At 62.2% G+C, this 20546-nt stretch carries 22 protein-coding genes; 13 read left to right on the top strand and 9 right to left on the bottom strand.

All coding sequences use genetic code 11. The annotated features are described in order from the left end of the window. Nucleotides 1-117 precede the first annotated feature (117 nt). Nucleotides 118-498 (bottom strand): winged helix-turn-helix transcriptional regulator, encoded by a 381-nt coding sequence (locus ACZ9IU_RS07625; protein ID WP_038541693.1) that lies wholly within the window; start codon nucleotides 496-498, stop codon nucleotides 118-120. Between the two features lie 86 nt (nucleotides 499-584). On the opposite strand from ACZ9IU_RS07625, the gene ACZ9IU_RS07620 reads away from it, so the two are divergent. Then, entirely contained in the window at nucleotides 585-1202 is a 618-nt protein-coding gene (locus ACZ9IU_RS07620; RefSeq protein ID WP_038541690.1) for an FMN-dependent NADH-azoreductase, read from the top strand. A 103-nt stretch (nucleotides 1203-1305) separates the two neighbouring features. Here ACZ9IU_RS07620 and ACZ9IU_RS07615 read toward each other — a convergent pair whose 3' ends face one another. Next, nucleotides 1306-2499: a TCR/Tet family MFS transporter gene (locus ACZ9IU_RS07615; protein WP_038541686.1), complete on the bottom strand. Its 1194-nt coding sequence runs from the start codon at nucleotides 2497-2499 to the stop codon at nucleotides 1306-1308. Nucleotides 2500-2917: 418 nt separating this feature from the next. On the opposite strand from ACZ9IU_RS07615, the gene ACZ9IU_RS07610 reads away from it, so the two are divergent. Then, complete coding sequence (locus ACZ9IU_RS07610; protein ID WP_038541683.1) at nucleotides 2918-3373, top strand: hypothetical protein; 456 nt, start codon at nucleotides 2918-2920, stop codon at nucleotides 3371-3373. A 31-nt stretch (nucleotides 3374-3404) separates the two neighbouring features. Here ACZ9IU_RS07610 and gmk read toward each other — a convergent pair whose 3' ends face one another. The 5 genes from gmk to ACZ9IU_RS07585 form a co-directional block, all read right to left on the bottom strand. Beyond that, entirely contained in the window at nucleotides 3405-4085 is a 681-nt protein-coding gene (gene gmk / locus ACZ9IU_RS07605) for a guanylate kinase (RefSeq protein WP_038541680.1), read from the bottom strand. A 3-nt stretch (nucleotides 4086-4088) separates the two neighbouring features. Beyond that, nucleotides 4089-4976 carry a YicC/YloC family endoribonuclease gene (locus ACZ9IU_RS07600; RefSeq protein WP_038541678.1) on the bottom strand — a complete coding sequence of 296 codons (888 nt, stop codon included), beginning with the start codon at nucleotides 4974-4976 and terminating at the stop codon, nucleotides 4089-4091. Between the two features lie 33 nt (nucleotides 4977-5009). After that, entirely contained in the window at nucleotides 5010-6203 is a 1194-nt protein-coding gene (gene mltG, locus ACZ9IU_RS07595; protein ID WP_038541675.1) for an endolytic transglycosylase MltG, read from the bottom strand. A gap of 203 nt (nucleotides 6204-6406) precedes the next feature. Next, nucleotides 6407-7669 (bottom strand): beta-ketoacyl-ACP synthase II, encoded by a 1263-nt coding sequence (fabF, locus tag ACZ9IU_RS07590; protein ID WP_038541672.1) that lies wholly within the window; start codon nucleotides 7667-7669, stop codon nucleotides 6407-6409. 128 nt (nucleotides 7670-7797) lie between these two features. Further along, on the bottom strand, nucleotides 7798-8034 hold the full coding sequence (locus tag ACZ9IU_RS07585) for an acyl carrier protein (RefSeq protein WP_003502080.1): 237 nt from the start codon (nucleotides 8032-8034) through the stop codon (nucleotides 7798-7800). On the opposite strand from ACZ9IU_RS07585, the gene ACZ9IU_RS07580 reads away from it, so the two are divergent. Continuing rightward, the gene (locus ACZ9IU_RS07580; protein ID WP_157885096.1) at nucleotides 8033-8308 is read left to right on the top strand and encodes a hypothetical protein; all 276 of its coding nucleotides are present in this window, start codon (nucleotides 8033-8035) and stop codon (nucleotides 8306-8308) included. The two genes, ACZ9IU_RS07585 and ACZ9IU_RS07580, sit on opposite strands and share 2 nt — an antisense overlap. A 13-nt stretch (nucleotides 8309-8321) precedes the next feature. Here ACZ9IU_RS07580 and fabG read toward each other — a convergent pair whose 3' ends face one another. Further along, complete coding sequence (gene fabG, locus ACZ9IU_RS07575; RefSeq protein ID WP_038541669.1) at nucleotides 8322-9059, bottom strand: 3-oxoacyl-[acyl-carrier-protein] reductase; 738 nt, start codon at nucleotides 9057-9059, stop codon at nucleotides 8322-8324. Nucleotides 9060-9087: 28 nt separating this feature from the next. After that, the gene (fabD, locus tag ACZ9IU_RS07570; protein ID WP_038541666.1) at nucleotides 9088-10035 is read right to left on the bottom strand and encodes an ACP S-malonyltransferase; all 948 of its coding nucleotides are present in this window, start codon (nucleotides 10033-10035) and stop codon (nucleotides 9088-9090) included. 165 nt (nucleotides 10036-10200) lie between these two features. On the opposite strand from fabD, the gene ACZ9IU_RS07565 reads away from it, so the two are divergent. From ACZ9IU_RS07565 to ACZ9IU_RS07520, 10 genes are all read left to right on the top strand, one after another. Next, nucleotides 10201-11244: an aldo/keto reductase gene (locus tag ACZ9IU_RS07565; RefSeq protein WP_038541663.1), complete on the top strand. Its 1044-nt coding sequence runs from the start codon at nucleotides 10201-10203 to the stop codon at nucleotides 11242-11244. 31 nt (nucleotides 11245-11275) lie between these two features. Next, nucleotides 11276-12115 carry a class I SAM-dependent methyltransferase gene (locus ACZ9IU_RS07560; protein ID WP_038541660.1) on the top strand — a complete coding sequence of 280 codons (840 nt, stop codon included), beginning with the start codon at nucleotides 11276-11278 and terminating at the stop codon, nucleotides 12113-12115. 351 nt (nucleotides 12116-12466) lie between these two features. Next, nucleotides 12467-12946 (top strand): 30S ribosomal protein S6, encoded by a 480-nt coding sequence (gene rpsF / locus ACZ9IU_RS07555; protein ID WP_038541657.1) that lies wholly within the window; start codon nucleotides 12467-12469, stop codon nucleotides 12944-12946. Between the two features lie 22 nt (nucleotides 12947-12968). Beyond that, entirely contained in the window at nucleotides 12969-13223 is a 255-nt protein-coding gene (gene rpsR / locus ACZ9IU_RS07550) for a 30S ribosomal protein S18 (RefSeq protein WP_007771634.1), read from the top strand. 159 nt (nucleotides 13224-13382) lie between these two features. Further along, complete coding sequence (locus ACZ9IU_RS07545) at nucleotides 13383-14369, top strand: hypothetical protein (protein WP_038541653.1); 987 nt, start codon at nucleotides 13383-13385, stop codon at nucleotides 14367-14369. Nucleotides 14370-14406: 37 nt separating this feature from the next. Further along, a complete protein-coding gene (gene rplI, locus ACZ9IU_RS07540) occupies nucleotides 14407-14982 on the top strand; it encodes a 50S ribosomal protein L9 (RefSeq protein WP_038541650.1) in 576 nt (191 codons plus the stop codon). 254 nt (nucleotides 14983-15236) lie between these two features. Further along, complete coding sequence (locus tag ACZ9IU_RS07535; RefSeq protein ID WP_038541647.1) at nucleotides 15237-16733, top strand: replicative DNA helicase; 1497 nt, start codon at nucleotides 15237-15239, stop codon at nucleotides 16731-16733. A gap of 441 nt (nucleotides 16734-17174) precedes the next feature. Next, nucleotides 17175-18338, top strand: coding sequence for an alanine racemase (alr, locus tag ACZ9IU_RS07530; RefSeq protein WP_038541646.1), 1164 nt, complete (start codon nucleotides 17175-17177; stop codon nucleotides 18336-18338). Nucleotides 18339-18442: 104 nt separating this feature from the next. Further along, nucleotides 18443-19846: a DNA repair protein RadA gene (gene radA / locus ACZ9IU_RS07525; protein WP_038541643.1), complete on the top strand. Its 1404-nt coding sequence runs from the start codon at nucleotides 18443-18445 to the stop codon at nucleotides 19844-19846. 104 nt (nucleotides 19847-19950) lie between these two features. Further along, nucleotides 19951-20538 (top strand): CvpA family protein, encoded by a 588-nt coding sequence (locus ACZ9IU_RS07520; protein ID WP_038541640.1) that lies wholly within the window; start codon nucleotides 19951-19953, stop codon nucleotides 20536-20538. The last annotated feature ends 8 nt before the right edge of the window (nucleotides 20539-20546 follow it).

The following is a 20546-nucleotide window of genomic DNA, read 5'->3' as shown; positions in this document are numbered from 1 at the left end:
GGCCCGAATCTGCAGTTGGCGATCTTGGCGTAGACGAGCGGCTTTGCCCTTCCGCATTGCGGCGGATTCGCAGTCTTTTAGCGACAGATGAGCGACAAGCGCCAGCTCCGCTCAGGTTCATCTAGTTTGGTCATATTGCCAGCGCGCCTGCTCGATCACATCCCGATTTGAATCTGCCCAGGTCATCAAGGCCATGACTGGGGCGAGAAGCGACCTGCCGACCGCAGTCAGTTCGTAATCCACGCGCGGTGGGATCGTCGGAAAGTGGGTGCGACTGATCAAACCGTCGCGTTCCAATTGCCGAAGCGTAATCGTGAGCATCCGCTGCGAGATCCCGTCGATCTGCCGTCGCAATGCATTGAAGCGGACCGGCCCATCCTTCAGGGCCACGAAGATGTAAAGACTCCATTTATCGGCGATGCGATCGAGGATTTCCCGAACGGGACGGCAGTCGGCGTCTTCGCTTGGGGTAGGAAACTCTATGTCACCGAGTGTCATGAATGTGCCTTCTTGCGAACGGTCAAATAGTTATCTTAATAGGGTTGGTCACAATTTGATACTACTCATTCCCCCAGGAGCCACCAATGACCAACATCCTCCTCGTTACCTCCAGCCCACGCGGTCCTCAGAGCCTTTCCACCCGATTTTCCCGTGACATCGCTGAAAGCCTCAGCGCCCGTTCTGCCGGCACAATTGTCGAACGTGATCTTGGGGCGGCACCGCTGCCGCATATCGCGGCAGCCTATATCGACGGCCGCGTTGCGCCGCCCGAGACACGTACACCCGAACAGGTCGAAGCCGTCGATCTCGCTCAAAGCCTCGTTGATGAGGTTCAGGCTGCCGACGTAATTGTCGTTGGCTCGGGCATGATCAACTTCGGCCCGCCGACGCAGCTCAAGGCTTGGTTTGACTACATCACTTGGCCTGGCGTCACCTTTCGCTACGATGCAACCGGCGTGATGGGATTGTTGCCCGCCAAGAAAGTCTATCTCGTGACGGCAACTGGCGGCGTCTTTTCGGAAGGCAGGAACGCCCCGTTAGACTTCCAGACCACCTATCTCGTGCATCTTCTCGGTTTTATCGGACTGACGGATATCGAAGTGGTCCGCGTGGAAGGGACACTCGTCAGCCCGGACGCTGCCAAGGCTGCGATCGCCTCCACCGAAGCCCAGATCCGGGCTGCACTAGAGCGTGCCGCCTGACCGGCAAACCCATCAGTCAGCTAGCCAAGAAATCGGCGAATGGCCCTGATGCGAGCGGGGTCGAAGAATTCGCTAGGCTGGCGAACTGTCTTTGAGCAGTCCTCTACGCCACCAGGGCCGTTGCCGGTTTCTTGAGACGTAAACCGAGAACCAGCGGGACGCTGGCGGCGTAGACAGCGACCACCGATAGCCAGATCGCACCTGGCCATTGCTCCCGCACGACGAAATAGAAGCTGGAAAAAGCCAACGGTCCCACGATCGAGGCCAGGCTCACGGCCGAGGCCAGCACGCCCTGGAACTGGCCTTGCTGGCTCTCGTCGACCTGCCGGGTCGCCAGAGACTGCAGGGCCGGCACGCCGATGCCGCCGAGGGCGAAAACCGGCATGATCGCGAAGATCATCCAGCTCTCGGTCGCAAAGGCCATGACGGTCAATGCAATGCAGGCGCCGGCAACACCCGTCAGAATGGCAGTTCGCTCGCCGAGCAGCTTCACGGCCGGTCCCGGAAGGAACGCCTGGGCGAGCGTCTGGCAGACACCGAATGTGCCGAGCGAAAGACCGATCCAAAGCCCGTTCCACCGGAAAGCGTCGCTCCCCCAGAGGGCCCAGGAGGTGCCATAGGCCTCGCCGGTGGCGCTGAAGACGAAAAAGATGAAGATGAGCGGCAGCAGGCTCTTCACCGAGAACACCCAACGCAGCGGCGACAGCGGGTTAAGTGCTCCGAGGTCGATTTTCTCCCGTTTGGGTGCGCGCGACTCCGGCAGGATGAAGAATGCCAGCAGAAGATTGCAGGCATTGAGCATGGCCGCCGCCATGAAGGGCAGCCGCAGCCAGTAATCACCAAGGGCGCCGCCAAGAATGGGGCCGACGATGAAACCGATGCCGAACATGGCGTTGAACAGGCCAAATCGGCGGGCGCGCTTATCCTCGGGGGAAATGTCGGTGATGTAAGCGGCCGCCACCGAGGTGTTGGCACTGGTCAACCCGGCAATGGCGCGACCGAGCAGCAACATCCAGAGGCTGGGCGCAAAGGCGAGGAACAGGTAGTTGATGGCCGCGCCGGCAAGCGAGATCAGAAGCACCGGGCGTCGCCCAAGCCGGTCGCTCAGCGAACCGAGCACCGGTGCGAAGATGAACTGCATGACTGCGTAGAGGGCAGTCATGATGCCGATATAGGGAGCCACGTTTTCAGTGTGGGTGACGTCCTGCAGCAGCGAGGGCAGGATCGGAAAGATGAGGCCAATGCCAACGGCATCAAGGACGATGGCAGTGAAAATAACGATGAGGGATCTGTTCATGGCACGCTCCGGTGGACGCGAGCATGCAAGCGCCGCCAGGCGCCATCGCTCGCGATTAGGCCTGACGGACGTCAGGCGTTCTTTTCTGGGGAACGCTGGCCGATCCACGCTCGAAAGGGCATGGATGGCGTGTGCTTGACCACCTGGACGACAATTCGTCCACCTGTTTACTCCGCCACTGAGCGGATCAAGGGAAGCAGTCGCTTTTCGCGATATTTGCCAGTTACACCCGACAACTAAATTCGACAAGGCTCTTTTTTTGCCACTACTTCCATCAACGGCCGTCTTTGAAGTCCCCCGGGCTGGCCACCACCGCATCTTTCTCCGCTTTGGATCTAGAATGGGCAGCCGCGTTTCAGCCTGCCGGGAACCTTTGGTGTTCCGTCTCGTTCGAATTTAAGAGCTGAGGACGCCTGGCATGGCAATTAGAACTGTTCAGTTTCTGACAATCATCGTCTCTGCGCTCACGCTGATTCCGGCGGGAGCGCATCTTGCCGCTCTGCCCAACAAGATTGACTTGCCGCAGGCCGAGTATTTCACCGTGCAGGGAATCTACCGAGGATGGGCCGCTCTCGGGGCGTTATGGGCACTTGCGTTGATCCTGAACATCGCGCTCGCATTTCTTGTCCGCTCGCAGGCGCGGTCCCTCGGATTTTCCGTGGCCGCCGTCGCTTGTTTTTCCGCGATGATCATCATCTTTTATCATTGGACGTTTCCGGCCAATCAGGCGACGCAGAATTGGATCGTTGCTCCTGCAAATTGGCAAGCGCTGAGACAGCAATGGGAATACTCCCATGCGGCGAACACGGTGATCGCCTTCCTGGCCGTCTGCTTTGTTACATTGTCCACGCTTTGCTGGAAGCCGTCCTACTGAGAACTCCTCCGCAACGTGACCTTCGAATAGCTTAAAGCTTCGGCTCTTCCGTCAGCAGTTCGCTGACGAAATCGAACAGGCCGTGGCGGCGGTCGCGGCGGATGCGTTCGGCGTTGACGATGCAGCTGACATGCCCGAAAGCCTCGTCGAGATCGTCATTGACGATGACGTAGTCGTATTCCCGCCAATGCTCGATCTCGGCGCGGGAATTCAGGAGCCGCGTGCGGATCACCTCTTCGGAGTCCTCGGCGCGGCGGTGCAGGCGCGACTGCAGTTCGGTCATGGTCGGCGGCAGCACGAAGATGGAGACGACGTCGGCCGCCATCTTTTCCTGCAGCTGGCGGGCGCCCTGCCAGTCGATGTCGAACAGCATGTCGCGGCCTTCGCTCATCGCCAGTTCCACCGGCTCGCGCGGAGTACCGTAGAAATTGCCGTGCACCTCGGCCCATTCGAGCAGGTCCCCGGCGTCGCGCATCTTCTCGAATTGCTGCACGGTGATGAAATGATAGTGCTTGTCGGCGATCTCGCTCGGCCGCTTGGCCCGCGTTGTGACGCTGATCGAGATTTCGAGGCTGCGATCCGCATCCAGGAGATTGCGGGCGATCGTCGACTTGCCGGCGCCCGACGGCGAGGAAAGAACCAGCATCAGCCCGCGCCGGGCGATCTTCACGGGCGAGGACGGCTTGCCCTGGGACGATGGGGCCGGGCTCATGTCTTACTCCAGATTCTGGACCTGTTCGCGGAACTGGTCGATGACGACTTTCAACTCTATGCCGGCGGAGGTGACCGCGGCCGAATTGGACTTCGAACAGATAGTATTCGATTCCCGGTTAAATTCCTGTGCAAGGAAATCAAGCCGCCGGCCGACCGGGCCGCCCTTGTCTATAAGTTCGTTGGCAGCCGCCACATGGGCCTTCAGCCGGTCGATCTCTTCGCGCAGATCGGCCTTGGTAGCAAGCAGCGCCGCCTCCGCATGCAGCCGGTCGCGGTCGAGCGTCGGCGCCTCCTGGAGAAGCGCTGCGAGCTGGAAGGAGAGCTTGCGGGCGATCTCTTCCGGCGTGCGGGAAGGATCTGCCTCGACGACTTGGGCGAGCTCGGCGATGCGGGCGACCTGGCTCTTCAGCACGGCTGCAAGCGCCGTGCCCTCGCCTTCGCGCATCCGCTGCAGATGGCCGATCGCCTCGTCGAGACTCGTGAGGATTGCAGTATCGCGTGCCGCGACCGTCTCCTCGTCTTCTTCTGCCTCGCGGATGTCGACCAGGCCGCGAATGCCCATCAGCGTGTCGAGCCTGAGCGGCGACGGATCAACGAGATTTCCGAGTTCGGCACGCAGCGCCAGCACGGCCGCCAGCGCATCGCGGTTCAGCACCGCTTCCACCTTGGTCTCGGCAACGGTGAGGGTGAGGGTCGCCTGCAGATTGCCGCGTGAAAACTTCTCCGTGATCAGCCGGCGGACGTCCGGCTCCAGGCGTTCGAGGCCGGGCGGCAGACGCAGCCTTATATCGAGGCCCTTGCCGTTCACCGAGCGCAGTTCCCATGCGTAACGGTTGCGCCCGCTCGTGCCTTCGCTGCGGGCAAAACCGGTCATGGACTGCAATGTCATCGGTGTCTCCAGATCATGCTTTAAAGGAAGCGGTCAGTTGCTCTTCGGCGGCTTTTCCGCTTCGTCGCCATCCGGCTGGCCGTCCACCACTTCCGGGTTTGCGGCGCGCTCGGATTCCATTCTACGCCAACGGCGGACGTTGGCATTGTGTTCCTCGAGCGTCGCGGCGAACACATGACCGCCGGTGCCGTCGGCCACGAAATAGAGGTCCTTGGTCCGCCAGGGATTGGCCACGGCCTGCAGCGCGGCGCGCCCGGGATTGGAGATCGGCGTCGGCGGCAGGCCCTTGATCTGGTAGGTGTTGTAGGGCGTCTGCCTGGCGAGGTCCGACTTGAAGATCGGCCGGTCGGAAGGTTTTCCCTCGCCGCCGAAGATGCCGTAGACGATCGTCGGATCCGATTGCAGGCGCATGCCGCGCTGCAGCCGGTTGATGAAGACGGAGGCCACATGAGCGCGCTCGTCTTCCTTGCCGGTCTCCTTCTCGACGATCGAAGCGAGCACGACGAATTCTTCCTTGGTCTTGATCGGCAGGCCGGGATCGCGGCGCTCCCAGATCTGATCGACCAGCTTCTGCTGTGCGACGCGCATCTGCTGGATGATGTCGGCCCGCTTATTGCCGCGCGTGAACTTGTACGTGTCGGGGCGCAGGCTGCCTTCCTGCGGCAGTTCGGCCGGCAGGTCGCCTTCGAGAGCCGGGTCCTCGGCAAGCCGCAGCATCATCTGCCTGACGGTCAGGCCTTCAGGAAAAACAACGGAATAGAGGATCGACTTGCCACCTTCCAGCACGCCCATGACGTCCTTCATGGAGGCGCGTGCCTTGATCTCGTATTCGCCGGCCTTCAGCGTCTCGCCGTTGCGGAGATAGGTGGCAGTCATGTAGCGGAAGATGCGCGCATCGGAAATGATGCCGTTGCGCTCCAGATTGCTGGCAATTTCAGAGTTGCTGTTGCCGGGGCGGACCATGAAATGAGTGTTGGCTTCGAGCGGGCCCGGCTGCTGGAACGCCGAGATCATGTAGTAGAAGCCGGCAATCCCGATCACGCAGAGAACGACGACCATGGTCATCACGAAATTCAGGAAGATGACGACCTGGCTGCGCGCCTTCTTGGAACGGCGGGGCGGTTCCGGAACACGTTCGGGCTTCAGGGCCTCGTTCGGCGATTTCGGAATAATCGGCCCCCTGCCATTGCCGGGCGGCAGTTCACTGACATGATTCGTATCGTTCAACCGCGCCCCCCGGGGTTAACGCCCCCTACAGACTCAAAGACTTGCAACCCGCTGTTTGGCCAACCAATGCGGCGAAAAACAGGTCCAGAAGATGATACGAGCCGGCTCGCGAGTCCAGCCGGCATATGTTTCAGGGGCCGAAACGATCCATGCCCGAAAAGTTCGGCCCAAAGATCGAGGCGCCAGAGATCAGGCCCGAAAGATCAGGCCTCGTAGCGGCGCAGCACGAGAGATGCGTTGGTGCCGCCGAAACCGAAGGAGTTCGACAGCGCCACATTGATCTCGCGCTTGCGGGCCTTGTGCGGCACCAGGTCGATCGCCGTCTCGACATCGGGATTGTCGAGGTTGAGCGTCGGCGGCGCGATATTGTCGCGGATGGCGAGCGCCGAGAAAATCGCCTCGACCGCACCGGCAGCACCGAGAAGATGGCCGATCGCCGACTTGGTCGACGACATCGAGATCTTCGAGGCCGCATTGCCGACCAGACGCTCGACCGCGCCAAGCTCGATCGTGTCGGCCATGGTCGAGGTGCCATGGGCGTTGATGTAGTCAACGTCCGACGCCGAAATACCCGCACGCTTCAGCGCCGCAGTCATGCAGCGGAACGCGCCGTCGCCGTCTTCCGACGGCGCGGTGATGTGGAAGGCGTCCCCGGACATTCCGTAGCCGACCACTTCCGCGTAGATCTTGGCGCCGCGGGCCTTGGCATGTTCCAGCTCTTCCAGAACCACGATGCCGGCACCCTCGCCCATGACGAAACCATCGCGATCGCGGTCATAGGGGCGCGAAGCCTTCTGCGGATCGTCGTTGTGTTGGGTCGAAAGCGCCTTGCAGGCGGCAAACCCGGCCAGCGAAATGCGGCAGATAGGCGATTCCGCGCCGCCGGCGACCATCACCTCGGCATCGCCGAAGGCAATCATCCGGGCCGCATCGCCGATGGCGTGCGCGCCGGTGGAACAGGCAGTGACGACGGCGTGGTTCGGACCGCGCAGCTTGTGGCGGATAGACACCTGGCCGGAGACCAGATTGATCAGCCGGCCGGGAATGAAGAAGGGCGAGATGCGGCGCGGACCCTTGTCGCGCAGCGTATAGCCTGCCTCTACAATGCCTTCGAGGCCGCCGATGCCCGAGCCGATCAGCACGCCGGTGGCGATCTGGTCCTCGTCGGTCTTCGGATGCCAGCCGGCATCTTCAAGCGCCATCTCGGCAGCGGCCACGCCGTAGATGATGAAGGGATCGACCTTGCGCTGTTCCTTCGGCTCCATCCACTGGTCAACGTTGAACGTGCCATCGGAGCCGTCGCCGACAGGAATGCGGCAGGCGATTTTTGCGGGAAGGTCTTCGACCTCGAATTCAGTGACGACGCGGGCGGCATTGCCGCCGGCAAGCAGCCGCGACCAGCTGACTTCCGTTCCGCATCCGAGAGGAGATACCATGCCGGTACCGGTGATAACGACCCGTCTCATCGCCAGTGCCCTACCCTATAATTTTTCTCGATTTTTCAGGGCCCAAGCCCCAATTGCTGAAACGGCCCGAACAAGCGGGCCGTTTGCGGGATCTGCCTTGCGGCGCCATCCCCTCTATGTCGGGTCGATCAGGCCTGAGCCTTCTCGATGAACTTCACAGCGTCGCCGACGGTCAGGATGGAATCGGCGGCATCGTCGGGGATTTCAACGCCGAATTCTTCCTCGAAAGCCATGACCAGTTCGACGGTGTCGAGCGAGTCCGCACCAAGATCGTCGATGAAGCTTGCGCCTTCGACGACTTTGTCGGCGTCGACGCCGAGGTGGTCAATAACAATTTTCTTCACGCGTTCTGCGATATCGCTCATGTCGGTTTCCTCGACCTTTGTCTTTATCGAATGCCCGATTGGCATCCGCACCCTGTTAAAAACCTGCGACCGCCGCTTGTTCAGCGCCGATGCGGGCAAACCCGTTCTCCCCTTTTCAGGTTCCAATCCTATCGCGCTCACGCAATATGACGGCCTGCATATCAGGGTGACCATTCACAGTCATGGCCCGCTTAACATGGTTTCCGTGTTCAGCAAAGCCAGAATTTGTTCCATTGCACAGCCGCCAACAACCGTTTGCAACGTGTTTTCTTGAAGGCGGCACTCAATCAGATCATCGCCATGCCGCCGTTGACATGCAGGGTCTGGCCGGTGACGTAACCCGCCTCGTTGGAGGCGAGATAAAGAACCGCAGACGCGATGTCCGAACCGGCGCCCATGCGCTTCATCGGAATGGCGCCGAGGATCGCCTCTTTCTGCTTATCGTTGAGCTTGCCGGTCATCGCGCTGTCGATGAAGCCCGGTGCGACGCAATTGACCGTCACATTGCGGGTGGCGATTTCCTGGGCGAGCGACTTGGAGAAGCCGATCATGCCAGCCTTGGAGGCGCAGTAATTGGTCTGGCCCGGATTGCCGGTGATGCCGACCACGGAGGTGATGTTGATGATGCGGCCATAACGGCGGCGCATCATCGGATGGGTGAGTTCGCGGGTCAGGCGGAAGACCGCCGTCAGGTTGACTTCCAGGACCTTGTCCCAGTCGTCGTCGCTCATGCGCACGAACAGGCCGTCCTTGGTGATGCCGGCATTGTTGACGAGGATGTCGACGCCTTCGAGCTCGGCCTCGGCCTTCTCACCGAGCGCCTTCACTTCGGCGCGGTCGGTGAGATTTGCCGGGAAGATCTTGACGCGCTCGCCGAGTTCGCCGGCCAGAGCTTCGAGCTTTTCGACGCGGGTGCCATGCAGGCCGACGGTGGCGCCTCGGCTATGCAGCATCCGGGCGATCTCCTCGCCGAGCCCGCCGGTTGCGCCCGTCACCAATGCCTTGCGGCCGGTCAAATCAAACATGATCGTGTTCCTTCGCGTGTCTCTGGTTTCAGCCCATGATGGCTGTGAGCGCGGCTTCGATATCGGCCGGCGTGTTGACGGCAATGCCGGAGATATTCTTGTCGATGCGGCGGGCAAGGCCGGTCAGCACTTTTCCCGAGCCGATCTCATAAAGAGTGGTCACGCCGTTGGCGCCGAACCATTCCACCGTCTCGCGCCAGCGGACCTGGCCCGTCACCTGGGTGACCAGCAGCGTGGCGACCTCGTCGGCATCGTAGACCGGCACGGCACGCACGTTGGCGATTACCGGCACGACCGGATTATGCTTCTCCACCTTGTCGAGCGCGTGACGCATGGCGTCGGCGGCCGGCGCCATCAGGTCGCTGTGGAAAGGTGCGGAGACCGGCAGCATGATGGCGCGCTTGGCGCCCTTTTCGGTCGCAAGCCCGGCTGCCTTCTCGACAGCTGCCTTGGAGCCGGAGATGACGAGCTGGCCGCCACCATTGTCGTTGGCAATCTGGCAGACGCCGGCATCGCGGGCCGCAGCGCAGATCGCGTCGACGTCGCCGTGTTCAAGGCCGATGATCGCCGCCATGGCGCCCTGCCCGACCGGAACCGCCGACTGCATGGCGTCGCCGCGGATGCGCAGCAGGCGTGCGGTATCGGCCAGCGAAAAAGTGCCGGCAGCGCACAGCGCCGAGTATTCTCCGAGCGAATGGCCGGCAACGAAGGCAACCTTGTCGGCGAGCTTCAGGCCGCGCGCTTCCATCACCCGGATCGCTGCGACAGAGACCGCCATCAGCGCCGGCTGCGCATTGGCGGTCAGCGTCAACGTTTCTTCCGGACCATTCCACATGATGTCGGAAAGCTTCTGGCCGAGCGCCTCGTCGACTTCATCGAAGACGGCGCGGGCTTCGGGAAAAGCCTCCGCCAGATCCTTGCCCATGCCGACGGCCTGGCTGCCCTGGCCGGGGAACGTGAATGCGATCGTGCTCATGGGGATGATTTCCTTCCCTTATGTTTTGCCTCTCCATTCACATTCCGGCCCGGAGAGTCAAGGGCAGCGCGGTTTTCGAGCCCTTTTACAACCTGTTGTCCCCTTGCGCTTCATCAAATCCGGCTTAGAGTGCCGCCGACTTTTTGAGAACGGGATCTCATTTCCATGAAGTATAAAAAACTCGGCCGCACGGACTTGTCCGTGTCGGAAATCTGCCTTGGCACCATGACCTGGGGCACCCAGAATTCGGAAGCCGAAGCCCATGAGCAGATGGACCACGCTTTCGAGAACGGCGTCAACTTCTTCGATACTGCCGAACTCTATCCGACCACGCCGGTCAGCGCCGCCACCTATGGCCGCACCGAGGAATATATCGGCACCTGGCTGAAAAAGAGCGGCAAGCGCAAGGACCTCGTCCTCGCCACGAAGATCGCCGGCAGCGGCCGTCCGCATATCCGCGATGGGCGTGACATCGAATCCGCCACCATCCGCGAGGCGGTCGACGCCAGCCTGACCCGCCTGCAGACCGATTATCTAGACCTCTACCAGATCCACTGGCCGAACCGCGGCACGTTCCATTTCCGCAATTCCTGGACCTTCGACGTCACGCAGCAGGACCGCGACAAGGCGGCGGCCGAAATCGCCGAGATTCTCGAGACGCTCGGCGATCTGGTGAAGGAAGGCAAGCTCCGCGCCGTCGGCCTTTCCAACGAAAGCGCCTGGGGCGCGATGAAGTACCTGCGGCTGTCGGAGAAAAAGGCCCTGCCGCGCATCGCCTCGCTGCAGAACGAATATAATCTCCTCTACCGGCACTTCGATCTCGACCTCGCCGAGGTCGCGCACCACGAGGGCGTCGGGCTGATGGCCTATTCGCCGCTCGCCGCCGGCATCCTCACCGGCAAGTATCAGAACGGCGCAAGGCCGGAAAGCTCGCGCGCCACGATCAACAAGGATCTCGGCGGCCGCCTGACGCCCTATCAGGAGCCGGCAGTGAAGGCCTATATCGAGGTCGCGGCCAAACACGGCCTCGACCTCGCCCAGATGGCGCTCGCCTTCTGCCTATCGCGCGCCTTCATGACGTCGATCATCGTCGGCGCAACGTCCGTCGCCCAGCTGAAGCATGACATGGCGGCGGCCGACGTGACACTGTCTGACGAGGTGTTCGCGGACATCGCCAAGGTCCATCGTCAATATCCGATGCCGCTGTAAGATAGGGCATGCATTCGGGGGGAGCAAAGCCATGTCACGAGCCAGGACAACATCGACGGGCCACGAGGCGAGCGACGCTTCCTGGCTCGATCTTCATTACCGTTCGTCGCGGGCGGAATACGAGCACGCGCTCTCGAGCGTCGGAATAAAAACCGGATGGTCGGTGCTCGACGCCGGCTGCGGCGGGGGCGACTTCCTTCCGCTGCTTGCCGAGTTCGTGGGAACGGAGGGGGCGATCACCGCCCTTGACCTGGCACCCGAAAACATCGCCAGGGTGGAAACGCTTGCCCGGGAAGGCCGCCTCCCCTCCGGTATCGTCACCAAGGTCGGCAGCCTCCTCGATCTTCCCTTTCCGGACGCGGCGTTCGACTGCGTCTGGATCGCCAATGTCGCGCAATACCTGACGCCGGCCGAATTCGAGACCGCCGTCGCCGAAGCGCGGCGCGTCCTCAAACCCGGCGGCCTGCTGGCGATCAAGGAATTCGACTCGCATATCCTCCAGGTCCTGCCGATGGATAGCGGCGCCTTTTCGCGCTTCATGAATATCCGGCTGGCGACCTTCGCCACCAAAGGCGTACTCGGCACCGGCTCGGGAACCGGCATCGCCTCGCGCCTTCGCGCAACCGGGCTGACGGACATCACCGCACGCGGTTTCCTGGTGGAGCGCTGGGCCGATTGCGGTGCGGACACCAAGGCCTATGTCCGCAACCTGCTTTCCTATTTCGCGACGGTCGCGCCGCAATACCCGCTGCCGTCCGAGGATTTCGCCACCTGGCAGGGCGTTGCCGCCAATCCTGAGAGGCTGCTTGACGATCCCGGCTTCTGCTACCGCGAATTCTTCGTGCTGACGCTTGCCACCATGCCAGGCTGAGCACGCGTGATTTTCGAACGAAGCCTCCGGGCGAGAGCGGCGCTACATCGATCAGCAAGCGTACAAGGCGGATGACGGGCGGAAGTTCGAGGAACGGCCTTGCCATCTCGCCAAAAATCCGTATAAGCGCACTGTTCGCAACACCCGGTCTTCTGGCTGGTGGCTGAACGGAGGGCAGGTTCGCCGCAAGGCAAGCCGCAGGGACCATAGGGTCCAAGCCTCCCGTGTCTCCGCTCTCGACCGTCTCGATAACAACACTTTTCTTGCCTGGGGTTTTCCCGTTCAGGAGCAGTCGTTGAGGCTTAGCCGCCGAGGTCCGGGTAGACAACCGCAAGAAAAGGCAAAGCTTACATGGCTCTTTATGAACACGTATTCCTTGCCCGGCAGGATATGTCCGCTCAGCAGGTTGATGCCCTCGTCGAACAGTACAAGGGCGTCATCGAAGCTAACGGCGGCAAAGTCGGGCGCATTGAAAACTGGGGCCTCAAGTCCCTCACCTACCGCATCAACAAGAACCGCAAGGCTCATTACGCCCTGATGGACATCGACGCACCGGCTCCGGCCGTGCACGAGATGGAACGCCAGATGCGCATCAACGAAGACGTTCTTCGCTACATGACGATCGCCGTCGAGAAGCATGAAGAAGGTCCGTCGGCGATGATGCAGAAGCGCGACCGTGACGACCGCCCGCGCCGCGATGGCGACGACCGTGGCCCGCGCCGCGAATTCGGCGACCGTCCTCCGCGCCGCGAAGGCGGCTTCGGCGACCGTCCGGACCGTGGTCCGCGTGAAGGCGGCTTCGAGCGCCGTCCCCGCGAAGACCGTGCGTAATAGAGGCTAAGGAGAAAAGACCATGGCTGACGTATCATCATCCTCCTCCCAGGCACGCCGTCCGTTCCATCGCCGCCGCAAGACCTGCCCGTTCTCGGGTGCCAATGCGCCGAAGATCGACTACAAGGACGTACGCCTCCTGCAGCGCTACATTTCCGAGCGTGGCAAGATCGTTCCGTCGCGCATCACGGCCGTTTCCCAGAAGAAGCAGCGCGAACTCGCCCAGGCGATCAAGCGCGCCCGCTTCCTCGGCCTGCTGCCCTACGTCGTAGCGTAATTACGAATACCGGACCCGCTGATTAAGAGTCAGCGGGTCTATCCCTTCCGCGATGGGCGCGGATCGGAACTTTCCAAATCCCATGTTGGGGATGAAGTACCTGAGACAGTGATTCAGGTGTGATCCCCTAACTGCTTCAAAAAGCAGGACAGCGAGACCGTGACGAACAAGATACAGACAGTGCTGCCCACCGGCATTCTTGCCGGCATTGCCGCCACCCTGCTCGTGCTGGGTGCGAATGCGCAACTGTCGTTTGCGTCCTTGCTTTACGCCGCCTCCTCGCTTCCGATCTTCATCGCCGGCCTCGGCTGGGGCAATCGCGCCGCCGTCATCGGCATCGCGACCGCCGGCATTCTCGGCGCCATCCTCGTCTCGCCTATGTTTGCGGTCGCCATGGCGGTGTTCACGCTGATCCCGGCGGGCTGGCTTTCGCATCTCGCCAATCTCGCGCGTCCCGCCTCCGAACTCGGCGGCCCGGACAACCTGATGGCCTGGTACCCGATCTCGGATATCCTTCTGCATCTCTGCGGCCTGGTGACGATCGCCGTCATCGCGCTTGGGGTCGCGATCGGCTATGGCCCGGAACTTACCGACCAGATGGTCGATGCGATGACTGCGGCCCTCAAGGCCCAGGAGCCGGCCTTTACGCCGGAACCGGCGGGCATGGCGCAGACCAAGTCGCTGCTGGTGCTGATGTTGCCGCTCGTCCAGGGCGGCGTTTGGGTGACGCTGCTGTTTGCCGCCTTCTACATCGCCGTGCGTATCGTGTCGCGCTCAGGCCGTGCCTTGCGTCCGCGCGAGGACATGCCGTCGGCGCTCCGGATGAACCGGCATGCGATCTTCATCTTCCTCGGCGGCATCGTGCTTTGCTTCCTCGGCGGCGTCCCGGCGATGATCGGCGCGACGATCTGTGGCACGTTCGGCGCCGGCTTCCTGATGGCCGGTTTCGCTTCCCTGCATTTCCGCAGCCTCGGCAAGGACTGGCGCATCCCGGTCCTCGTCCTCTGTTACCTCTCTTCCATGCTCGTCCTGCCGGCGATCGCGATCCTCATCCTGGGGCTTTCCGATACGAGACGGACGATCGCGCTCACTCCGCTCAAGACCGGCGCGAGCCCCGACAACAAGACCACCGAAAACAAGAACTGAAAAACAAGAACCGACTGATCGAAAGGAAACCTAAACCATGCAAGTCATCCTGCTTGAACGCGTACCGAAGCTTGGCCAGATGGGCGAAACCGTCAAGGTTCGCGACGGCTTTGCCCGTAACTACCTCCTGCCGCTCGGCAAGGCTCTCCGCTCCAACGAAGCCAACAAGAAGCGCTTCGAATCCGAGCGCGCCACGCTCGAAGCCCGCAACCTCGAGCGCAAGGGCGAAGCCCTGAAGGTCGCCGAAGTTCTCGACGGCAAGTCCTTCGTCGTCGTGCGCGCCGCCGGCGAAACCGGCCAGCTCTACGGCTCGGTTGCTGCCCGCGACATCGTCGAAGCGCTCGCTGCCGAAGGCTTCACCATCGGCCGCAACCAGGTCGACCTCAACACGCCGATCAAGGAAATCGGCCTGCACAAGGTCTCCCTGCACCTGCATGCGGAAGTCGAAGTTTCGGTCCAGCTGAACGTCGCCCGCTCGACGGAAGAAGCTGAACGCCAGTCCCAGGGCGAAAGCCTCACCTCGGCCGACGCCATCTACGGCGTCGACGAAGATGCGCTGCGTCCGGAAGACTTCTTCGATCCGGAAGCCGACGGCGCCGGCGAAGACGAATAATCGTCTTTTCCAAAGCATTTCAAAGAACGCCCGGCCCGGAAGGTCCGGGCGTTTTTTTGTCTCTTTTCAACGTGTAGAATGAAGCGTCGCACCAGCGATTCGCCGATTGCCACAGTCAACCGGATTCGTGCCGTCCTCCGCAATTTTATGGTTGGCCTGTGAATCACTGTGTGTAGCGAACTGAATCATTTCAGGACGCCTCGCAACCCGTTAGAACCGACGGCTTGGCAGCAGGACAGAACGGACAGAAGACCATGAACGACGCAGTACGCAAGCTCGCCAACATCCAGCCGGCAGAGCCGCATTACCGCGAAGCCCCGAACAATATCGAGGCCGAACAGGCGCTTCTCGGCGCGATCCTGGTCAATAACGACGCCTATTACCGCGTCTCCGATTTCCTGAAGCCCGTCCATCTTTACGAGCCCCTGCACCGCAAGATCTTCGAGGTCGCCGGCGACATCATCCGGATGGGCAAGACCGCCAACCCGGTGACGATCAAGACCTTCCTGCCCGCCGACGACAAGGTCGGTGACCTGACGGTGGCGCAATATCTCGCCCGCCTCGCCTCCGAAGCCGTGTCGATCATCAATGCGGAGGACTACGGAAGGGCGATCTACGACCTGGCGCTACGCCGCGCGCTGATCACCATCGGCGAGGACATGGTCAACATCGCCTTCGACGCGCCGCTCGACATGCCGCCGCAGACGCAGATCGAGGATACCGAACGCCGGCTGTTCGAGCTCGCCGAAAACGGCCGTTACGACGGCGGTTTCCAGTCGTTCAACGATGCGGTGGCGCTTGCGATCGACATGGCCGGCCAGGCCTTCGAGCGAGACGGCCATCTTTCCGGTGTCTCGACCGGCATCATGTCGCTCGACAGCAAGATGGGCGGGCTTCAGCGCTCCGACTTGATCGTGCTTGCGGGACGCCCCGGCATGGGCAAGACCTCGCTTGCCACCAACATCGCCTATAACATTGCCGCCTCCTACGAGCCGGAAGTCCAGCCGGACGGTTCGTACAAGGCCAAGAACGGCGGCGTCGTCGGCTTCTATTCGCTCGAAATGTCGGCCGAACAGCTCGCCACCCGTATCATCTCCGAGCAAACGGAAGTCTCCTCGTCAAAGATCCGCCGCGGCGACATCACCGAGGCGGATTTCGAAAAGCTCGTCGCCTGCAGCCAAATGATGCAGAAGGTGCCGCTGTTCATCGACCAGACCGGCGGTATCTCGATCGCCCAGCTTTCCGCCCGCGCCCGCCGCCTGAAGCGCCAGCGCGGCCTCGATTGCCTGGTGGTCGACTATATCCAGCTGATGACCGGCTCGGGTAAATCCGGCGAGAACCGCGTTCAGGAAATCACCCAGATCACCACCGGCCTGAAAGCGCTCGGCAAGGAGTTGAACGTGCCGATCATCGCACTGTCGCAGCTCTCGCGCCAGGTGGAAAGCCGCGACGACAAACGCCCGCAGCTCTCCGATCTTCGCGAATCGGGCTCGATCGAACAGGACGCCGACGTCGTGCTGTTCGTGTTCCGCGAGGAATATTACGTGAAGAACATGGAACCACGCGACATCGCCGACCCGAAATATCCCGAATGGGAAGTGCTGATGGACAAGGTCAAGGGCACCGCGGACGTGATCATCGCCAAGCAGCGCCACGGACCGACCGGCACCGTCAAGCTCGCCTTCCAGTCCGAATACACCCGCTTCGCCGATCTGGCCGACCCGAGCTTCACTCAGTACGAAGAGCATTGATCAGGGCGGTCGCCGATATCATTTTTCGGCCGATGGCAAGTTTCGGATCGTCTCAGCGGGATTGGGGTTTTCATCGTCAATATTTGAGCCCGCCCGCCCCCCTCTGGCCTGCCGGCCATCTCCCCCTCAGGTGGGGAGATCCGCTGGGCGCCTGCCCACAGTCTCACGTCAGGCTTCTCCGATCCGAGCGCTGTCCCGCCTGAGGTTTATTGGGAAGCGAAGGTCGTGCCGCGGGTAATCTCCCCACCTGAGGGGGAGATGGCCGGCAGGCCAGAGGGGGGCGGGCATATTCCAGCGCTTGTGACAGGTCTGCGGCATCCACGGCCTAAAAGATTGTGCAGCGCGAAAGATTTTGCGGGCGCGGTCTTTTTCCTGCCTTCGAAACCGGTAGGATCGCTGCAACGTCCTCATGCCCCCAATCCTCACGCCCTACGAGCCGACATGACCGATTTCGACAGCGAGCTTTCCTATCCCGACGATTTCGACATCGCGCCCGTGCGGCTGACGGTCGATCTGGGTGCGCTTGGCGACAATTGGCGGGAGATGGCGCGGCGTTCGGGAACGGCGCGGACGGCGGCCGTCGTCAAGGCCGATGCCTACGGGCTCGGGCTGGAGGATTGCGGCATCACGCTTTACGAGGCCGGCGCCCGGGATTTCTTCGTGGCAGTGGTGCAGGAAGGCGTGACGCTGCGCACCTATGCGCCCGACGCCCGGATCTACGTACTCTCCGGCATCTGGCCCGGCCAGGAGCGGATGTTCTTCGAACACGATCTGGTGCCCGTTCTGGCCTCCGAGGAACAGCTGGCCTTCTGGATGTCGGTGACGGCGGAATATGGCGACCACCCCTGCGCGCTGCAGGTGGACACCGGCTTCAACCGGCTCGGCCTGCCGCTCGAGGACGCCATCGCCTTCTCCGACGACGTGTCGCGTCCGGCAAGCTTCTCGCCGGTCCTGGTGCTCTCGCATCTCCACAGCGGCGATACCCCCTCCTCGCCGCTCAACCAGAAACAGCTTTCGGCCTTCCAGAAGGTCGCGGAGGCTTTCGAAGGCATCGAGACGAGTCTTTCGGCATCTGCCGGCATCTTCCTCGGCCCCGACTATCATTTCGATCTCACCCGCCCCGGCATCGCGCTTTATGGCGGCGAAGCGGTGGTCGGAGTGCCGAACCCGATGAAGCCGGTCGCCAAGGCGGAAGCCCGCATCATCCAGATCCGCGACGGCAAAAAGGGCGAGACGGTGAGCTACGGCGGCACTTATCAGCTCTCCCGCGACAGCCGGCTGGCGATCGTCTCTGCGGGTTACGCGGACGGCTACAAACGCGCACTCTCCGGCTCCGGCGTGCCGCTGCGCCAGACCATCGGTCAGGGCGGCTTCGGCTTCATCGCCGGCCGCGAGGTTCCGGTCATCGGCCGCATCACCATGGACCTGACGATCTTCGACGTCACCGATATCCCGGCATCGGACATCCAGGCCGGCGACTATGTCGAACTGTTCGGCCCCAACGTCGCCCTCGACGACGTCGCCCGCGCCGCCGGCACGATCGGCTACGAACTGCTGACCAGCCTCGGCCTGCGCTATGAGCGGCGGTACATCGAGGCCGAATAACTCCCTTCCTCCTTGCCATCATCTGCATTTTCGGATTAGACAAGAAAAGTTCCGCTTTTGTTCACGGTGGAATTTTGTGAATATCGAAGGCGGCAACTGATCCCATGGCAAAAGCAAAAAACCAATTCGTGTGCCAGAACTGCGGCACGGTGCATAACCGCTGGGCCGGCAAGTGTGACGGCTGCGGCGAGTGGAACACGATTATCGAAGACGACCAGATGGGCGGCATCGGTAGTGGGCCAGGCAAGGTGCCGAAGAAGGGCCGCGCGGTGGCGCTCACCACCCTGTCGGGCGAGACCGAGGAAGCGCCGCGCATCTTCACGGGCATTTCCGAGCTCGACCGGGCGACCGGCGGTGGCTTCGTGCGCGGCTCGGCGGTGCTGGTCGGCGGCGATCCGGGCATCGGCAAATCGACGCTTCTGATGCAGGCGGCCGCCGCCCTCTCCCGCCGCGGCCACCGGATCATCTATGTCTCGGGCGAAGAGGCGGTGGCGCAGGTGCGCCTGCGCGCCCAGCGCCTGGATGCCGCCGATACCGAGGTGTTGCTGGCCGCCGAAACCAATGTCGAAGACATCCTCGCCACCATCGGCGAAGGCAAGCGTCCCGACCTTGTCATCATCGATTCGATCCAGACGCTGTGGAGCGACACGGCCGACTCGGCGCCTGGCACCGTCACCCAGGTGCGCACCGGCGTCCAGGCGATGATCCGGTTTGCCAAGCAGACGGGGGCGGCCATGGTTCTCGTCGGCCACGTCACCAAGGAAGGCCAGATCGCCGGCCCACGCGTCGTCGAGCACATGGTCGATGCGGTCCTCTATTTCGAGGGCGACCGCGGCCACCACTACCGCATCCTGCGCACCGTCAAGAACCGATTCGGGCCGACCGACGAGATCGGCGTCTTCGAAATGTCCGACAAGGGCCTGCGCGAGGTCACCAACCCGTCCGAACTTTTCCTCGGCGAGCGCAACTCGAAATCACCAGGTGCTGCGGTCTTCGCCGGCATGGAGGGCACGCGGCCGGTCCTGGTCGAGGTGCAGGCGCTGGTCGCGCCGACCTCGCTCGGCACGCCCAGGCGCGCCGTGGTCGGCTGGGATTCGTCACGCCTGTCGATGATTCTCGCGGTGCTGGAGGCCCATTGCGGCGTCAAGCTCGGCCAGCACGACGTCTATCTGAACGTCGCGGGCGGCTACCGCATCACCGAACCGGCGGCCGATCTTGCGGTCGCTTCCGCACTGGTCTCGTCGCTTGCCGGCCTTGCCCTGCCGGCCGATTGCGTCTATTTCGGCGAAATCAGCCTCTCGGGCGCTGTGCGACCTGTGTCTCAGACCGCTCAACGCCTTAAGGAAGCTGAGAAACTTGGTTTTTCAGGGGCGATGCTGCCGGCCACCTCCGCCGAGGTGCCGAAGGGTGCCAACGGACGCTGGGTGACGATCGAGGACCTGCCGGATCTGGTATCGCGCATTGCCGGTTCCGCCGCCAAGCTGAGACAAACGCCGGAAGATGATTGATCTTCCGTTAACAAGCCCGCTGATGTATGACGGCTGCGGTAAGGCGGGGCGCCGGGCTAAAAGCCGGCAAGTCTTGAAGTCGGCAAGTCTGGAGTAGATCATATATGCCCATCACGATTTTCGATGGTATCGTCATCGCTGTGACGCTGTTTTCCGCCGTTCTCGCCATGGTTCGCGGCTTTTCGCGAGAGGTGCTGTCGATCGCGAGCTGGGCCGGCTCAATCGCCGCCGCCTATTACCTCTACCCCCTGGTTCTGCCCTATGTGAAACCTCACCTGAGTGACGAGCGCATCGCGATCGCCGCGTCCGCGGGCGCCATCTTCCTGATCGCGCTGATCGTCATCTCGTTCATCACCACGCGGATCGCCGATTTCATCATCGACAGCCGCATCGGCGCGCTCGACCGGACGCTTGGTTTCCTGTTCGGCGCCGCTCGCGGCATCCTGCTGCTCGTCGTCGCTGTCGCATTCTGGAACTGGCTGGTGGCCGCCAATGCCCAGCCGACCTGGGTGACGCAGGCGAAATCGAAGCCGTTCCTCGATACGCTGGTCGCCCGCCTCGAAGCCGTACTGCCCGCCGATATTGAGCCGCAGATCCGCGCGCGCATCCTCGGCAAGGAAGCAGCGCCTGCCGATGGCGCTCCGGCTCAGGATCAGCCGGCGGCAGATGACGCGCCTGCGACAAATAATTGACGTGATCT

The organism is Mesorhizobium sp. USDA 4132 (genome assembly GCF_056279545.1).
Note: the sequence above shows the minus strand (reverse complement) of the source record. Positions and strands in the feature narration are given on the sequence as shown.

What these genes read in the sequence shown, in the direction of transcription:
- ACZ9IU_RS07625 (WP_038541693.1), bottom strand. Translation starts at nt 498, where the DNA reads ATGACACTCGGTGACATAGAGTTTCCTACCCCAAGCGAAGACGCCGAC.
- ACZ9IU_RS07620 (WP_038541690.1), top strand. Translation starts at nt 585, where the DNA reads ATGACCAACATCCTCCTCGTTACCTCCAGCCCACGCGGTCCTCAGAGC.
- ACZ9IU_RS07615 (WP_038541686.1), bottom strand. Translation starts at nt 2,499, where the DNA reads ATGAACAGATCCCTCATCGTTATTTTCACTGCCATCGTCCTTGATGCC.
- ACZ9IU_RS07610 (WP_038541683.1), top strand. Translation starts at nt 2,918, where the DNA reads ATGGCAATTAGAACTGTTCAGTTTCTGACAATCATCGTCTCTGCGCTC.
- gmk (WP_038541680.1), bottom strand. Translation starts at nt 4,085, where the DNA reads ATGAGCCCGGCCCCATCGTCCCAGGGCAAGCCGTCCTCGCCCGTGAAG.
- ACZ9IU_RS07600 (WP_038541678.1), bottom strand. Translation starts at nt 4,976, where the DNA reads ATGACATTGCAGTCCATGACCGGTTTTGCCCGCAGCGAAGGCACGAGC.
- fabF (WP_038541672.1), bottom strand. Translation starts at nt 7,669, where the DNA reads ATGAGACGGGTCGTTATCACCGGTACCGGCATGGTATCTCCTCTCGGA.
- ACZ9IU_RS07580 (WP_157885096.1), top strand. Translation starts at nt 8,033, where the DNA reads ATGTCGGTTTCCTCGACCTTTGTCTTTATCGAATGCCCGATTGGCATC.
- ACZ9IU_RS07585 (WP_003502080.1), bottom strand. Translation starts at nt 8,034, where the DNA reads ATGAGCGATATCGCAGAACGCGTGAAGAAAATTGTTATTGACCACCTC.
- fabG (WP_038541669.1), bottom strand. Translation starts at nt 9,059, where the DNA reads ATGTTTGATTTGACCGGCCGCAAGGCATTGGTGACGGGCGCAACCGGC.
- fabD (WP_038541666.1), bottom strand. Translation starts at nt 10,035, where the DNA reads ATGAGCACGATCGCATTCACGTTCCCCGGCCAGGGCAGCCAGGCCGTC.
- ACZ9IU_RS07565 (WP_038541663.1), top strand. Translation starts at nt 10,201, where the DNA reads ATGAAGTATAAAAAACTCGGCCGCACGGACTTGTCCGTGTCGGAAATC.
- ACZ9IU_RS07560 (WP_038541660.1), top strand. Translation starts at nt 11,276, where the DNA reads ATGTCACGAGCCAGGACAACATCGACGGGCCACGAGGCGAGCGACGCT.
- rpsF (WP_038541657.1), top strand. Translation starts at nt 12,467, where the DNA reads ATGGCTCTTTATGAACACGTATTCCTTGCCCGGCAGGATATGTCCGCT.
- rpsR (WP_007771634.1), top strand. Translation starts at nt 12,969, where the DNA reads ATGGCTGACGTATCATCATCCTCCTCCCAGGCACGCCGTCCGTTCCAT.
- rplI (WP_038541650.1), top strand. Translation starts at nt 14,407, where the DNA reads ATGCAAGTCATCCTGCTTGAACGCGTACCGAAGCTTGGCCAGATGGGC.
- ACZ9IU_RS07535 (WP_038541647.1), top strand. Translation starts at nt 15,237, where the DNA reads ATGAACGACGCAGTACGCAAGCTCGCCAACATCCAGCCGGCAGAGCCG.
- alr (WP_038541646.1), top strand. Translation starts at nt 17,175, where the DNA reads ATGACCGATTTCGACAGCGAGCTTTCCTATCCCGACGATTTCGACATC.
- radA (WP_038541643.1), top strand. Translation starts at nt 18,443, where the DNA reads ATGGCAAAAGCAAAAAACCAATTCGTGTGCCAGAACTGCGGCACGGTG.
- ACZ9IU_RS07520 (WP_038541640.1), top strand. Translation starts at nt 19,951, where the DNA reads ATGCCCATCACGATTTTCGATGGTATCGTCATCGCTGTGACGCTGTTT.